Here is a 14,898-nt window from a genome sequence, read left to right as displayed (position 1 = left end):
CTCGCCGAACACCATGCCGACCTTGTGTGATCCGTCTATGGCCACCAACCACGCCGCCTCTTCGGCGTCGACCCGGCTGACGGCGGCGCGAATCTCGTCGTCGAGATCGCCGGCGGGCGCACCCGAGCCGTCTCCTGCCGAACGCATGTCGTCTGTGCGCGCGGCGAAGATGTCGCGGTCCAGGTCGGCCGCGAATGGCCGCAGCACGAGGTTCCGCTCGGAACTCGCCTGCTCCCCCATGGTGAAGCTCAGCTGGTTGTTCAGATCCTCGAGTTCGGCCGCGATTCTGCGCCGCGACACTCGGGTGAGCCGGTCGAATGACAACCGGAGCACCGCTTCGCCTGCAGCGTGTGACGTGCCGAGCCGGCTTGCGATCGCTTCGATCGCGGCGTCGTAGTCCTCGGATTCCACGACCACATCCAGAAGCTCGTGCCGGCGTTCGAGTGCCCGTACCAGCGCGTCGGCGATTTCTCTGCGGGCAACTCTGCCGTCGTCCTCGGTCATGACGTGAAGCCTAACCAGCGGCCCGGGCCGTCAATCCAGCAGAACCGTCGCGAACGTTCCCACCTCGGTGAAGCCGATGCGTGCGTAGGTGGCCCTCGCGACGGTGTTGAAGCTATTGACGTACAGGCTGGCGATACGACCGCTGCGCACGACCGCGGCCGCCAACGCGGCGGTGCCGGCAGTGCCCATGCCGCGGCCGCGCCAATCGGGATGCACCCACACACCTTGGATTTGGCCGACCGCCGGCGACTGCGATCCGACCTCTGCCTTGAAGACCACCTGGCCCCGCTCGAAGCGGGCCCATGCACGGCCGGCAGCTATCAATCCGGCGAGCCGGCGCCGATAGCCACGTCCACCGTCGCCGACGCGCGGATCGATGCCGACCTCACCGATGAACATGTCGATGGCCGCGATGAGGTACGCGTCGAGTTCGTCGGCTCGGACTGGCCGCACGGCCGGGTCGATCGGGCAGTTCGGTGCGGTGCTCAACGCCATCAGCGGCTGGTGCTCGCGCACGTCGCGCGCCGGGCCCCAGGCGTGTTCGAGCCGCTGCCACGTCGGCATTACCAACTCGGCGCGGCCCACAAGCGATGAGCATCGCCGCGCCGTGCTCATCGCCTTGTCGGCGAACGCGTGTAGGTCATCGACTTCGCCGCGTAGCGGGATCAGATTGGCGCCCGCGTAGCAGAGCGATTCGCTCGCGCGCCGCCGTGTCCACAACTCACCACCGATGGCGGACGGTTCGATGCCGTGCTCTGCCACCCGCGAGGCCACCATGCAGGAGCCAACGGGATCGTCGTCGAGCACGTGGCGCACCGCCGTGGCGTCACGGACCACCGATACCCGTCGCTCATCGACGAAGCGAAAAAGCGGCGGAGCCGACATGGAGACTCTTTCTACCGGTCCAGGGCGGTGGTGACCCCGCTCACAGGGTCGTGCTTTAGCTTACGGTCACAATCGGCGAACCGCTTGCGTCTGTCCCGGGTGCCGCACCCATTTCACCCATTTCGGAGGCCAGTCTCATCGCCTCTTCGATCAGGGTCTCGACGATCTGCGCCTCGGGCACGGTCTTGATCACCTCACCCTTGACAAAAATCTGGCCCTTGCCGTTACCTGACGCAACCCCGAGGTCCGCCTCGCGTGCTTCACCGGGACCATTGACCACACAACCCATTACCGCGACACGCAACGGGACGTCGAGCCCGTCCAGCCCGGCGCTGACGGCGTTGGCCAGCGTGTAGACGTCGACCTGGGCGCGTCCGCACGACGGACACGACACGATCTCCAGGCCGCGCGGCCGCAGGTTCAGCGATTCCAGGATCTGGTTGCCGACCTTCACCTCTTCGGCGGGCGGCGCCGACAGCGATACGCGGATGGTGTCGCCAATTCCCTTAGACAGCAAGGCCCCGAACGCGACGGCGGACTTGATCGTGCCCTGGAACGCCGGGCCTGCCTCGGTGACGCCGAGATGCAGCGGGTAGTCGCACCGGGCCGCCAGCAGTTCGTAGGCGGCGACCATGATCACCGGATCGTTGTGTTTCACGCTGATCTTGATGTCACCGAAGCCGTGCTCCTCGAACAGCGACGCCTCCCACAGCGCACTTTCGACGAGGGCCTCCGGGGTGGCCTTGCCATATTTGGTCATGAAGCGCTTGTCCAGCGAGCCGGCGTTGACGCCGATGCGAATCGGGATACCTGCCGCGCCTGCTGCCTTGGCGACCTCGCCGACCCGGCCGTCAAACTCCTTGATATTTCCGGGATTAACTCGCACGGCGGCACAACCGGCGTCGATCGCGGCGAAGATGTACTTGGGCTGGAAGTGGATGTCGGCGATGACCGGGATCTGGCTGTGCCGGGCGATCTCGGCCAGCGCGTCGGCGTCTTCCTGCCGGGGGCAGGCCACTCGGACGATGTCGCATCCGGTCGCCGTGAGTTCGGCGATCTGCTGCAACGTCGCGTTGACGTCGTGGGTCCTGGTGGTCGTCATCGATTGCACGGCCACGGGATAGTCGCTGCCGACGCCGACGTCCCCCACCATCAGTTGACGGGTCTTGCGTCGCGGGGCCAGGGTGGGCGCGGGCGGTGCCGGCATACCTAAACCAATGGAGCCGGTGGACATTATTAAGTCTCCTACTGGAACAACCTGATCGGGTTGACCAGGTCAGCGGTCACGGTCAGCAGCATGTAGCCGACCACCACTACCAAGATTACGTAGGTAGCGGGCATGAGCTTGAGATAGTTCACCGGCGCCGCGGCCACCATGCCGCGTGCCGAACGAATCATATTGCGAATCTTCTCGAACACCGCAATCGCGATGTGGCCGCCGTCGAACGGCAGCAGCGGAATGAGGTTGATCGCGCCGAGCACGAAGTTCAGCTGGGCCAGGAAGAACCAGAACGCCACCCACAGCCCGTGGTCGACGGTGTCGCCGCCGATGATGCTGGCACCGACGACGCTGATCGGTGTCTCGGGGTCGCGTTCACCACCGCCGATGGCGTCAACCAGCGCGCCGATCTTGGTGGGGATCTTCGCCAGCGACTTGCCCAGTTCGACGGCCAGGTCGCCGGTGAACGCGAACGTCGCAGGCACCGCCGACAGCGGGTTGTACTGCGTCGGCCCGAACTGCGCGGCGCTGATGCCGATGGCGCCCACCGTCGAGACCTCGTCGCCCTCGCCGGTGAACCGCTGGGTCTGGGCGACGTTGACGACCGTGCTGATCTGTTCGCCGTCGCGCTCGATGACGACGGGGGTTGGACCGGACGCCTTCTGAAGCGTGGACCGGGCTTCGTCGAAGGTGGCGACAGGGGTGTCGCCGATCTTGACGATCACATCGCCTGCCCGGATGCCTGCGTCGGCCGCCGGGCCGGCGCCGCTGCACTCCGCCATCTTGTCTTTGCTGATTTGCGCTGCGACACAACCGGTTTCGCCAACAATGGCGGTGGTTGGCGCGTTCAGGTTCGGCAGTCCCCAGATGACCGCGATGGCGTAGATCAGGACCAGACCGATGACGAAGTTCATGCCGGGGCCTGCGACCAGGACCGCAGCGCGCTTCCATGTCTTCTGCCTGTACATGGCGCGCTCGTGTTCGTCGGGCGCCAGTTCCTCGATGGACGTCATGCCCGCGATGTCGCAGAACCCTCCCAGCGGGATGGCCTTGACGCCGTACTCGGTCGAGCCCAGTGCGTTGGGCCGGCGCGTCGACCACAGCGTAGGACCGAAGCCGACGAAGTAGCGGCGCACCTTCATGCCGGTCGCGCGCGCCACCCACATATGGCCGCATTCGTGCAGTGCCACTGATACCAAAATGGCCAGCGCGAACGCCACGATGCCAAGCACAAACATCATTTGGTGGCTATTCCTTCTTCCGCAAACTCACGCTCAATCGCGCTCTTGGCCCGGTCACGGGCCCAGCGTTGCGCGTCAAGTACGTCATCCACGGTAGCTGGTTCGGCCGCCCACTGGTCCCCGGCGCGCACGACCTCGGCGATTGTCCGCACGATGGCCGGGAAGCGGATGCGGCCCCTGAGGAAGGCGTCTGCTGCCTCCTCGTTGGCCGCGTTGTAGACAGCGGTCAGGCAGCCGCCTTTCGTACCGGCCTCGCGAGCCAGCTCGACGGCCGGAAAAACCTCGGCGTCCAGCGGCTCGAACTCCCAGGTCGCGGCCTGGGAGAAGTCGCAGGCCAGGGTCGCTGCCGGCACTCGCGCCGGCCAGCCAAGGGCAAGCGCGATGGGCAGCTTCATATCGGGCGGGCTGGCTTGAGCCAGGGTGGAGCCATCGGTGAATGTCACCATCGAGTGCACGATCGACTGCGGGTGCACGACGACCTCGATGCGGTCGTAGCCGATGCCGAACAGCAGGTGCGTTTCGATGAGCTCCAGGCCCTTGTTCACCAGCGACGCCGAGTTGAGCGTGTTCATCGGGCCCATCGACCAGGTGGGATGCGCGCCGGCCTGCTCGGGCGTGACGTGGTCGAGCCGATCGGCGGTCCAGCCGCGGAACGGGCCGCCCGACGCGGTGAGCACGATCTTGGCCACTTCGTCGGCGGTGCCACCCCTGAGGCACTGGGCCATCGCCGAATGCTCGGAGTCGACGGGCACGATCTGCCCTGGCTTGGCGGCCTTCAGGACCAGCGGGCCGCCGGCGACCAGCGATTCCTTGTTGGCCAGTGCCAGGCGCGCGCCGCTGGCCAGGGCGGCCAGGGTGGGTTTGAGGCCGAGCGCGCCCACCAGGGCATTGAGCACGACGTCGGCTTCGGTGTTCTCCACCAGCTGGGTGGCGGCATCTGGCCCGGCGTAGGTGACATCGCCGACCTGCGTGGCCGCGGCATCGTCGGCGACCGCGATGTTGGTGACGCCGGTCTGGGCGCGCTGCTGCGACAGCAGCGCTGGATTGCCACCGCCTGCGGCCAGCCCGACGACCTCGAAGCGGTCCGGGTTGTCGGCGATGACCTCGAGCGCTTGGGTACCGATCGAGCCGGTGCTGCCCAGTATCAGCACGCGCTGACGTCTGCTCACCGATCCATTGTGCCGCGTCGCGGCCGGCTTACCCGCGCGCGCCTAGGTGTGACGCAAATGTGACGCGCTCGAAATCGCATCCATCCGTGATGGTCGTCACTCCGAATACCCGGTGTCAGTGCAGAGGGCGGGCAGAGCGTCCGCCCATGACCAGGGAGCAAGACCCAATGAAGATCAAGTACCGCAAGGCATTTACCGCAGCAAGCCTGACCGCTGCCGCCATCCTGACCGTGTCCGCATGTTCGGACGACGCCTCCACCTCCGCGTCAGCGGAGACCAGTTCGAGTGTGGCCGCCACCACCGCCGCACCGGCGCCGATGGAACAGCCGATGGATCCCGCCGCCAACCTCGTCGGCCCCGGCTGCGCAGACTATGCCGCGCAGAATCCCACCGGTCCGGGCTCGGTGACGGGCATGGCACAGGATCCGGTGGCCGTCGCGGCGTCGAACAACCCGATGCTGACCACGCTGACCTCGGCGGTGTCGGGCAAGCTGAACCCGAACGTGAACCTCGTCGACACGCTCAACGGCAGCGAGTTCACGGTCTTCGCCCCCACCGACGCCGCGTTCGCGAAGATCGACCCGGCCACCATCGAGAAGCTCAAGACCGATTCGGATCTGTTGAGCAGCATCCTGACCTATCACGTGGTGCCCGGGCAGGCCAGCCCCGCGCAGGTGATCGGTACGCACAAGACCGTGCAGGGCGCTGACGTGACTGTCACCGGCGGCGGGAACGCAATCAAGGTCAACGACGCCGGCGTGGTGTGCGGCGGAGTGCGCACCGCCAACGCCACCGTGTACCTCATCGACACGGTCCTGATGCCCCCGGCCAACTAGGTCACCTTCTACCGCGAGAAGACGCAGAATCGCACTCCCCGAGTAACTTTCGTGCGATTCTGCGTCTGCTCGCGCAACGAAAGCGAGCACTTCGTCCATGTTCACTCTCGTACTCATCGGCTTTCTCGGTGGCTTGATCACCGGCATCTCGCCGTGCATCCTTCCCGTTCTGCCGGTGATCTTCTTCTCCGGCACACAAAGCGCCCGCGCAGGTGCTGTCGCCACGAAAACGTCGCTGTCTGAAACCTTGCGGCCGTACCGGGTGATCGCCGGCCTGGTGCTGAGCTTTTCCGTTGTCACCCTTGTGGGTTCGGCGCTGCTGTCACTGCTGAAACTGCCGCAGGACGCCATTCGGTGGGTCGCGCTCGGAGCACTGGTGGCAATCGGACTCGGCCTGATCTTCCCGAAGATCGAGGCGCTGCTGGAGAAGCCGTTCGCGCGACTTCCCCAGAAGCAGTTCGGCGCTGGCAGCAGCGGTTTCGGCCTTGGCCTCGCACTGGGTGTGCTGTACGTACCGTGTGCGGGCCCAGTGCTGGCGGCCATCGTCATCGCGGGTGCGACGGGAACGATCGGACTGCCCACCATCGTGTTGACGCTGTCGTTCGCGGTCGGCGCCGCATTGCCGCTGCTGTTCTTCGCGCTTGCCGGCCGTCGCGTCGCAGAGCGCGTCGCGTCGTTTCGCCGCCGACAACGCGAGATCCGCATCGCGGCAGGCATTGTCACCATCTTGTTGGCCGTCGCGCTGGTGTTCAACCTGCCCGCCGCACTGCAGCGCGCCATTCCCGACTACACAAGCACACTGCAGGAATCCGTTGGTGGTGACGAGCAGATCCGCGAGAAGCTCAACCTCGGCGGCATCGTCAACGACCAGAACCGTGAACTGTCGAACTGCACCAACGGCGCTTCGGAGCCACAGAGCTGCGGCACCGCACCGGACATCACCGGCATCACCGGTTGGTTGAACACCCCCAACGGCTCCGCCGTAGATCTGAAGTCGTTGCGCGGCAAGGTCGTTCTGGTGGATTTCTGGGCGTACTCGTGCATCAACTGCCAGCGCGCGATTCCCCACATCGTCGATTGGTACAACGCCTACAAAAGCGCCGGCTTCGAGGTGATCGGCGTGCACACGCCTGAGTACGCGTTCGAGCGCGTGCCCGACAACGTCGCGAGCGGGGCCGCGGATCTCGGCATCACCTATCCCGTAGCGCTGGACCCCAACTACTCGACGTGGACGAACTACCGCAACAGATATTGGCCTGCCAAGTATCTGATCGATGCCAACGGCACCGTCCGCCACATCAAGTTCGGCGAAGGTGACTACGCGGCCACCGAATCGCTGATCCGGCAACTGCTCTCCGACGCCAACCCGGGCACCACGCTGCCGGCGCCGACCGAAGCCGTCGACACCACTCCCCCGCCCGACCTGACCGCCGAGACCTATTTGGGTGTCGGCAAAGTGGTGAACTACGGCGGCACAGGCATGTACGACGAGGGCACCGCAACGTTCGACTACCCCGCCGCGCTACCTGACGACAGCTTCGCCTATCGAGGCCGGTGGACACTCGACTACCAGGGCGCCACCGCCGACGGCGCAGACTCGAGCATCCAGCTGAACTACCGAGCGCGCAACGTCTATGTGGTGGTCGGCGGCACAGGCACCGTAACGGTCACACGCGACGGCGAGTCCAAGGAAATGCCCGTCAGCGGTCCGCCGACGCTTCGTCAGATTGTTGCCGACGATGCAATCAGCCGCGGTTTGGTCGAGGTGCGGTTAAGCACAGGGCTGCAAGCGTTTTCGTTCACCTACGGATAGTGGTCGGCGGGTCCACCGTCGCCTCGATCTTCGCGACGAGCCCGTTGCGCACGGTCAGCACAAGCACCACCGCGAGCCTGCGGTCGGCGAAGCCGAGTACTTCGCCGCCGGGCCCCGCGACCAGGGTCGCCCCGTGGCCGAGGAACCGCAGAAGATTGGGCGCCACCGCGTCCCGCCCGTGGTTGACCTGGTCGGGTCCGCCGCCGACAAAGGTTGCCACCCCCCACACCGTCGGATCCAGCACTGCGGTCAGGGACTCCAAGTCGCCATTCGCGCATGCGGTGATGAACTTCTCGGTGACGATCTGGTGCTCGACATCTGTCACCTCCGATACCCGAGGCGGCGCATCGGAGAACTTCGACCGCGCCCGCCGTGCCAGTTGCCGACAGGTGCCGACCGGCCTACCCACCGCCTCGGCGATCTGCTCGAAGGGCATCTGGAAGACGTCGTGAAGCACGAACGCGACCCGCTCACCCGGACTCAGCCGTCGCAGGACTTCGTACAGCGCTGTGCGAACCTCGTCGTCGAGGGTGACGCGGTCGGCCGGATCGAGCTCCGTTGACGCGCTCGCGTCGAGGGCTCCCGACTCGTCGGGTTGTTCGTGCCTTGCGCGCGCCGACCGCAGCTGGTCCAGGCACAGGCGGCCGGCAACGACGGTCAGCCAGGCGCGGACGTCGTCGATCTGGTCGGGCTCCGTCCGCGAAAGCCGCAGGAACGCCTCCTGTGCGACGTCTTCGGCCTCCCCCACGTCGCCGAGCATCTGGTAGGCGAGATTCACCAGGTACGGGCGATGACTACGCCACGCCGTCTCCACCGCCGGTGAATCGCTCATGCATTAAGGACGAATCAGCGTCGCAAAAAGTTACTCACACCGGCGTGTAACTTTTCCCGTCGCGGCGCCGTCCTTGGTGTCATGAACGCAATTCTTGTCACGGGCGCCACCGGCAATGTCGGCCGTCCGCTGGTAGCACAGCTGGTCAGTGCGGGCGCCGAGGTGCGTGCCGTCACCCGCAATCCCGGCACAGCGAAGTTCCCCGACGGCGTGCAGGTCGTTACCTCAGCGGCCGACGGTCTGGCTGGCGCGTCGGCGGTGTTTCTCAATTCGCGCGCCCTAGGCGACGAGCTCGCCGATGTGGTGAAACTGGCGCAGCGGGCAGGGGTCACCCGGTTGGTCGCGCTATCGGCGATCAATGCCGACGACGACTTTTCTCGTCAGCCGTCGCGGTTCCGTGGCGACCGCAACAAGGAGGTCGAGCAGCTCGCCGTCGACTCGGGTCTGGAGTGGGTGAGCCTGCGGCCAACGGTCTTCGCGACCAACTTCGCCGGGATGTGGTCGCCGCAGATCAAGGGTGGCGACGTGGTCAGCGGTCCTTACGCGTCGGCGTCGACCGCGCCCATCGTCGAATCCGATATCGCGGCGGTCGCGGCTCAGGCGCTGCTCACCGATGACTTTGTGGGTCAACGGATTCCGCTGACCGGGCCGGCGGCGTTCACCAACGCCGAGCTGGTGGAGATCATCGGTTCGGCGCTCGATCGCCAACTGAGGTATCAGGAAGTTGCGCCGGAGTTCGTCCGAGAGCGATTCATTTCGGTGGGCTTTGCCGCGGAGTTCGCCGACGCCTACATCGCCTTCCTGGCCGCGACCGCCGACAAGCCGGCGCTGGTCACCCACGAGGTGGAGAAGATCCTCTGCCGGCCAGCCCAGACATTTGCAGACTGGGTTTCCGAGCATTGCCACCTGTTCGCCAATTGACAAGGGAGACAAGCCATGTCCGATCCCCGTCCGCCTCGGTACCTCAAGCCGATGAACCGAATCGTGAAGGGATTGCAGAAGCTCGGAATACGTACGGGGCCCGCGATGGTGTTGACCGTCCCCGGCCGCAAATCCGGGCGCCCGCGCAGCACGCCGATGACCCCGTTCGAATTCCAGGGCGGCCTCTACACCGTTGCCGGATTTCCCCGAGCAGATTGGGCACTCAACGCCCGCGCCGCGGGCGCAGGCACGCTGTCACGTGGCCGCAAGACACGGAAAGTCAAGATCGTTGAGTTGAGCCCTGACGAGGCACGTCCTGTGCTGCGGGCCTTCCCTGTCGAGGTGCCGATCGGTGTGGGGTTTGGCAAACGGTCCGGACTTGTCAGCGACGGAACTCCCGAAGAGTTCGAGGCGCTGGCCGGCAGGTGTCCGGTTTTTCGCTTCGACCCCGCCTAGGCCGCCGCGGGATCCGACGCCCGGCGCACCATGATGTCGCCGGAACCGGTCCTGGCCTGCACGACGAGGGTTTCGTCGTCCTCGGCCGGGCCATCGGCCTGTGCCAGGGCGTTGGTCACCACCCCGGATGACGTCCGCAGATCCAGCCGCGCGGCAGTGCCCTCGGGTATTCCGACCTCCACCTCACCGCTGGCGGTGTGTGCCGTGAACGCACCGGTGACGGCCCGAGCGACCGCGACCGAGCCAGATGCCGTTTGTGCCTTGGCGTTGCCGCGCAGCCGCCCGATCGTCAGACCGCCGCTTGCCGCCTGGAACTTCACGTCACCCTCGAGGTGATCGATCGTCACGTTGCCCGAGGCCGTCGAAACTGCCACGTTTCCCTTGACACTTTGCGTATCCAAATCGCCGGACACGCTGTCCGCCTTGATGTTTCCGTCGACTGTATCGAGCTCCAAGGCTCCGCTGACGGTCGAATACCGGCACTCGCCAAGGGCGCCGTCGGCGTGCACATCCGCGGAGACCGAGGATGCCTCCAACCTGGACCTCGACGGCAGGGCGATTTCGATATCGACCGCTCCGCCGCGGCCGATGGACAGGTACTTCCTGCCTGCCGTGATGGCGAGCTTGCCGTTGCGATACGAGATCCGCGCCTGCTCAGCCGCTTTGACGTCGGAGGACCGAGAAGGATCGCGGGGCCGGACCTCGACGACGGTGTTGTCGCGGTCGGTGGCGCTCAGCCGGACGGAGCCGGTGACCACCTCGATGTAGGCCAGGATCGGTTCGGGTGTCGCGAATGTGGGCATCGTTTTTCTCCTGTCGTTGAGGTTTAGCGGACCCAGCCGCTGAAGGACTTGCCTGACGGCCCGTCGTAGCGCCGTCCGGCTTGACCCGCGCCGAGCGCGCCTGCGATCGCGCGGACCATCCACGCGTTCACCGAAAGGCCTGCGCCACGAGCCGCAGAATCCACTGCGGTCCGCAAGCGTTCCGGAAGTCGCAGCGTCACGCGCCAGGTGCCGCCGTCGTCGTCGAACTCCGGTGTCGAGGGTGGCGGCGCGTCTTGTTGCTCGGCCGGGGCCGGCGTCAACGTGAACTCTGGATCCCGGCCGCGCAGCCGCACCTCCACCGAACCCGGCGCGAGCTCGCGCGTGATCAGCTCGGCGCCCTCGGAGAGGGCTTCCAGCAGAGCGAGTCGGATGGCCGACTCCAACGGCGCGGTGAGCCGCTCGGCGAGCTCGGCCGCTTCCGGCCCTCCGGCCGCGGCGGCGACGGTCAGCTCGTGCCGGACCGCTTCGACGTACGGCTGCAAATCCATGACGTCATGGTGACATCATTATGACGTCATCACAAGTGTCACTTTGACGCAGAAGGTCCACCTACGGCCCCGAGCTGCTGCAACAGCCCGTACATGTCGATCTGGCCGCGGTGCGCGACGAGCATGTCGCCCTGGAACCGGTCGATGTGGATCACGCCAGCCGAGACCTTGGTTCCGGTTGGCGCCAGGCCGTGAAACTCGCCGGTATGAGTGCCGGTGAAGCGGGATCGCGATATGCCATGGGAACCGTCGACGAGGAGTTCCTCGATGACGTGGCGGCCGTCGGGAAAGCCGCTGTACAAGACGTCCAGGTTGGCGCGCCACACGTCCCAACCGATCGGCGCCGAACTGCCGACCTCGATAACCACTCGCGACGAGACCATCACCTCGACCCGCGACCAGTCCCGCCGGTCTATCGCCGCATACAGGCACTCCACCATGTCCCGGACCGCATCGTCCGACGAATCAGCCACAGAGCCAACGATATCCGCGGCCGGGGCTAGCCCGGTGGAAAGTGCTCGATCCAGTGCCGTGCGATGTCGACGCGACGTGCGATCCACACCTTGTCGTGTGACTGCACATGGTCGAGGAAGCGCTCGAGCGCTGCCGTGCGCGCAGGCCGGCCGACCAGTCGGCAGTGCAGGCCGATCGACAGCATCTTCGGTGAGCCCGCCGCGCCTTCGGCGTACAGCACGTCGAATGCGTCGCGCAGGTGGGTGAAGAACTCGTCGCCGCTGGGAAAGCCGCCTGCGATGGCGAAGCGCATGTCGTTGGTGTCCAGCGTGTAGGGCACCACCAGATGGTCGGCACCGTCGACAACGGTCCAGTACGGCAGGTCGTCGGCGTACGAGTCCGAGTCGTACAGGAAGCCGCCGTGTTCGACGACCAGCCGCCGGGTCTGCGGCGAATCGCGGCCGGTGTACCAGCCCAACGGCGCCTCACCGGTCAGCTCCGTCATCAGCCGTACCGCCTCGTTCAGATGCTGGCGCTCTTCCTCGGGCTCCACGAGTTGATAGCTCACCCAACGGAGGCCGTGGCAGGCAATCTCGTCGCCGCGGGCCTGAAAAGCCGCAATTGCCTGCGGATTACGCGCGAGCGCCATCGCCACGCCGAAGATCGTCAACGGCAGCCCGCGGCGGTCGAACACCCGCAGCACCCGCCACAGGCCCGCGCGCGACCCGTATTCGTAGAGCGACTCCATACTCATATGCCGGTTCGGAAACTGCTGCGCGCCAATGATTTCGGAGAGAAACGCCTCCGAGGACGAATCACCGTGCAGCACATTGTTTTCCGCGCCCTCTTCGTAATTGAGGACGAACTGGATCGCGATGTTCGCCCCGCCCGGCCACTGCGGGTTCGGCGGATTCGGCCCATAGCCGACCATGTCCCGCGGATAGGCGTCGGCTGAACCCAGACTCATGCAGGCATTGTGTCAGCCGGCAAGGCGGTTGGCCGGGCTGCGCATTCCGCAGCGTGAGCGGGGCGAGACAACGAATTGCGCAGCGAATACTGTCGCACGGCAAAGACGCGGTATTTTTCTGCGCAAAGACAGCCAAACGCGGGACACCAGCAATCTCGCCAGGCACACTCGGCACCACGGCGGATGATCGAGGGGCGGCACCGCCGAGCACCATCGGGGGGTGGGTTGGCGATCGAACGACGCGGAAGTCAACGTGCGGACGCATATCCAGCTGCCCGCGTCACGTCCGACGCCATTGCGGATGGGGCAACCGAGGGCACGGGTCAGGCAGTTTCCCAAAATGTCGACCACCCAGCTAACCCGTCACCGGACGCGACAGAGGCCCGCGACTCCTATTGTGGTGAACCAGCCAAGTCATTTGCAGCGAAGCGATCCGCCCGCCTTTGCTCACTTGCTGGCCGGGGCATGGAGTTGGCGAGGATTTGGTGGGCCTCGGGTCGGGCGGCTCGTTCATGGGATCGCAGGCCGACCGGCCGGCATCGACTGGTGCAGATCGTCTCGCTCGCCGTCATCCTTGCCTTTCTGATCACCGCGGTGCCCGGCGTGCGTGCACATCAGGGCTACTCGTGGTGGATGGACGGGATCCTGCAGAACCTGGCCTGCTGGGCGGTCGTCGCGCTGTGTCTGGCACGGATGCCGAGGTCATCGCCCGACCGTCAAGCCTGGCGTTTCGTGCTGGTCGGCCTGATCTCCTTCGCGCTGGCGAAGTCGATCTACCTGTGGTTCGTCCGCCCTCTGGACCCGCCGCCCGCGCCCTCGATCGCCGACGTGCTGTGGTGGAACTTTTATGTGTGCCTCTACGTCGCGTTGCTGCTGCTGGTGCGGTCGCGGGTGGACCGGTTGCCGCTGGGTCTCGGACTGGATGGCATCGTCGCCGGACTGGGCGCCGCGACGGTGGCGGCGGCCGTGGTTCTGCCTACCGTGTTGACCCATCTGGGCGGCAGTTTCGCGCAGACAGCCACCAACCTCGGGTATCCCCTGGGGGACCTGCTGTTGCTTGCCCTGGTCGTCGCCGCGATGTCGTTGTTCCGGTGGCGCCCGCCGACGGCGTTGTGGTGGCTGGCCGGCGGGCTGATCGTCTTGGTGATCGTCGATTCCACGTTCCTGCTCCGGTCGCCAGTGGGCGGTTACGAAATCGGCGGATACATCGATGGGTTATGGGTCATCGCAGTCGCGTTGGTGGGTGCTGCGCCCGGCTGGTATCAACGGCCTGCGACCGCGCATGTCCCGCCTATCTGGCTGCCGCTGGCCGCGCCGCTGGTCGCCGCCGCGACGGCGATAACGGTTCTGGTCGCCGCCCGGTACACGCCCGTGACCCCGGCGGCAGGCTATCTCGCCGCGGCGACGCTGCTCGCCGCACTCGGTCGGCTCGCGGTGGCTTTCTTCGAAGCACGCCACGCGGGAGAACATGCCCATCTGGCGCAGACCGATGATCTGACCTCACTGCTGAATCGCCGCGGTTTCTACCATCAGGCGGCCACACTGCTGTCGCCGGAGCGTCATGGCGCAGACCCGCAATCAGCCTTCGCGCTACTGCTGTTGGACCTCGATCATTTCAAGGACGTCAACGACTCGCTCGGACACGCAGCAGGTGACGATCTGTTGTGCGTGGTCGCCGACCGGCTCGCAATTCCCTTGCGCCAAGACGATATCCTGGCGCGCCTCGGCGGAGACGAATTCGCGCTGCTGCTTCCGCATGTCGGCGCGGACCGCGCGGTCGAGGCCGCCGCCGCACTCATCAGAGCTCTGGACGAGACGGTCGAGCTGGAAGGGTTGCACGTGCAGACCGGTGCCAGCATCGGCATTGCGCTCAGCCCGCAACACGGGCGCGATATCGCAACCCTGCTGCGCCACGCCGACATCGCGATGTATCGGGCAAAGAGGGCCCAGGCCCGCTACCTCGTTTACAGCCCCGAGGCCGGCGGTCCGGTCACCACCCGAGCGGCGATGGAGCTGCTCGCCCAGCTTCGCCACGCCATCGAGCACGGCGACCTTGCCGTGCACTATCAACCCAAGCTGAGCCTGTGCAGCGGCGAGATCATCGGGGTGGAGGCATTGGTGCGGTGGCTGCATCCCGAGCGGGGAATTCTCTATCCGGACGATTTCTTGCCACTGGCACGGCAGAACGCGCTCATGCATGACCTGACCGAGCTCGTCGTGGAGCGCGCCCTCGGCGACACCAGGCTTTGGCATGCGCGCGGCCACTCACTTCCGGTGGCGATCAACCTCT

At 66.1% G+C, this 14,898-nt stretch carries 15 protein-coding genes; 5 read left to right on the top strand and 10 right to left on the bottom strand.

Translation table 11 applies throughout. The features are described 5' to 3' along the window. The 5 genes from VFH65_RS21335 to dxr form a co-directional block, all read right to left on the bottom strand. Positions 1-504 (bottom strand): GNAT family N-acetyltransferase (locus VFH65_RS21335; protein WP_353324043.1); only part of this gene is annotated, 504 nt, incomplete at its 3' end. A 30-nt stretch (positions 505-534) separates the two neighbouring features. Continuing rightward, complete coding sequence (locus VFH65_RS21330) at positions 535-1,389, bottom strand: GNAT family N-acetyltransferase (protein WP_353324042.1); 855 nt, start codon at positions 1,387-1,389, stop codon at positions 535-537. A 55-nt stretch (positions 1,390-1,444) separates the two neighbouring features. Beyond that, on the bottom strand, positions 1,445-2,623 hold the full coding sequence (gene ispG / locus VFH65_RS21325) for a flavodoxin-dependent (E)-4-hydroxy-3-methylbut-2-enyl-diphosphate synthase (RefSeq protein WP_353324041.1): 1,179 nt from the start codon (positions 2,621-2,623) through the stop codon (positions 1,445-1,447). Between the two features lie 11 nt (positions 2,624-2,634). Then, positions 2,635-3,849 (bottom strand): M50 family metallopeptidase, encoded by a 1,215-nt coding sequence (locus tag VFH65_RS21320; protein ID WP_353324040.1) that lies wholly within the window; start codon positions 3,847-3,849, stop codon positions 2,635-2,637. Then, a complete protein-coding gene (dxr, locus tag VFH65_RS21315; protein ID WP_353324039.1) occupies positions 3,846-5,018 on the bottom strand; it encodes a 1-deoxy-D-xylulose-5-phosphate reductoisomerase in 1,173 nt (390 codons plus the stop codon). The genes VFH65_RS21320 and dxr overlap by 4 nt, the downstream gene beginning before the upstream one ends. A 167-nt stretch (positions 5,019-5,185) precedes the next feature. Here dxr and VFH65_RS21310 point away from each other — a divergent pair, with 167 nt between their 5' ends. Continuing rightward, on the top strand, positions 5,186-5,854 hold the full coding sequence (locus VFH65_RS21310) for a fasciclin domain-containing protein (protein ID WP_353324044.1): 669 nt from the start codon (positions 5,186-5,188) through the stop codon (positions 5,852-5,854). Positions 5,855-5,951: 97 nt separating this feature from the next. Beyond that, complete coding sequence (locus tag VFH65_RS21305; RefSeq protein ID WP_353324038.1) at positions 5,952-7,667, top strand: cytochrome c biogenesis protein DipZ; 1,716 nt, start codon at positions 5,952-5,954, stop codon at positions 7,665-7,667. Here VFH65_RS21305 and sigI read toward each other — a convergent pair. Next, a complete protein-coding gene (sigI, locus tag VFH65_RS21300) occupies positions 7,654-8,499 on the bottom strand; it encodes an RNA polymerase sigma factor SigI (RefSeq protein WP_353324037.1) in 846 nt (281 codons plus the stop codon). The two genes, VFH65_RS21305 and sigI, sit on opposite strands and share 14 nt — an antisense overlap. Positions 8,500-8,580: 81 nt before the next feature. Here sigI and VFH65_RS21295 point away from each other — a divergent pair, with 81 nt between their 5' ends. Together VFH65_RS21295 and VFH65_RS21290 are read left to right on the top strand one after the other, a co-directional pair. Continuing rightward, complete coding sequence (locus tag VFH65_RS21295) at positions 8,581-9,420, top strand: NAD(P)H-binding protein (RefSeq protein WP_353324036.1); 840 nt, start codon at positions 8,581-8,583, stop codon at positions 9,418-9,420. A gap of 15 nt (positions 9,421-9,435) precedes the next feature. Beyond that, positions 9,436-9,876, top strand: a complete 441-nt coding sequence (locus tag VFH65_RS21290) for a nitroreductase family deazaflavin-dependent oxidoreductase (RefSeq protein WP_353324035.1) — start codon at positions 9,436-9,438, stop codon at positions 9,874-9,876. On the opposite strand, the gene VFH65_RS21285 is transcribed toward VFH65_RS21290, so the two are convergent. The 4 genes from VFH65_RS21285 to puuE are packed head-to-tail and all read right to left on the bottom strand — an operon-like array spanning position 9,873 to position 12,608. Then, the gene (locus VFH65_RS21285; protein ID WP_353324034.1) at positions 9,873-10,679 is read right to left on the bottom strand and encodes a DUF4097 family beta strand repeat-containing protein; all 807 of its coding nucleotides are present in this window, start codon (positions 10,677-10,679) and stop codon (positions 9,873-9,875) included. The two genes, VFH65_RS21290 and VFH65_RS21285, sit on opposite strands and share 4 nt — an antisense overlap. A 23-nt stretch (positions 10,680-10,702) precedes the next feature. After that, positions 10,703-11,188 carry a histidine kinase gene (locus VFH65_RS21280; RefSeq protein WP_353324033.1) on the bottom strand — a complete coding sequence of 162 codons (486 nt, stop codon included), beginning with the start codon at positions 11,186-11,188 and terminating at the stop codon, positions 10,703-10,705. Between the two features lie 38 nt (positions 11,189-11,226). Continuing rightward, positions 11,227-11,661 carry an ester cyclase gene (locus VFH65_RS21275; RefSeq protein WP_353324032.1) on the bottom strand — a complete coding sequence of 145 codons (435 nt, stop codon included), beginning with the start codon at positions 11,659-11,661 and terminating at the stop codon, positions 11,227-11,229. A 26-nt stretch (positions 11,662-11,687) separates the two neighbouring features. Further along, positions 11,688-12,608 carry an allantoinase PuuE gene (gene puuE, locus VFH65_RS21270; protein WP_353324031.1) on the bottom strand — a complete coding sequence of 307 codons (921 nt, stop codon included), beginning with the start codon at positions 12,606-12,608 and terminating at the stop codon, positions 11,688-11,690. A gap of 546 nt (positions 12,609-13,154) precedes the next feature. On the opposite strand from puuE, the gene VFH65_RS21265 reads away from it, so the two are divergent. Then, the coding region (locus tag VFH65_RS21265; RefSeq protein WP_353324030.1) for a diguanylate cyclase domain-containing protein at positions 13,155-14,898 on the top strand (1,744 nt) is incomplete at its 3' end.

It is taken from the genome of Mycobacterium sp., from assembly GCF_035697385.1.
Lineage (GTDB): Bacteria > Actinomycetota > Actinomycetes > Mycobacteriales > Mycobacteriaceae > Mycobacterium.
This window is presented reverse-complemented; position numbering and strand designations above follow the sequence as displayed.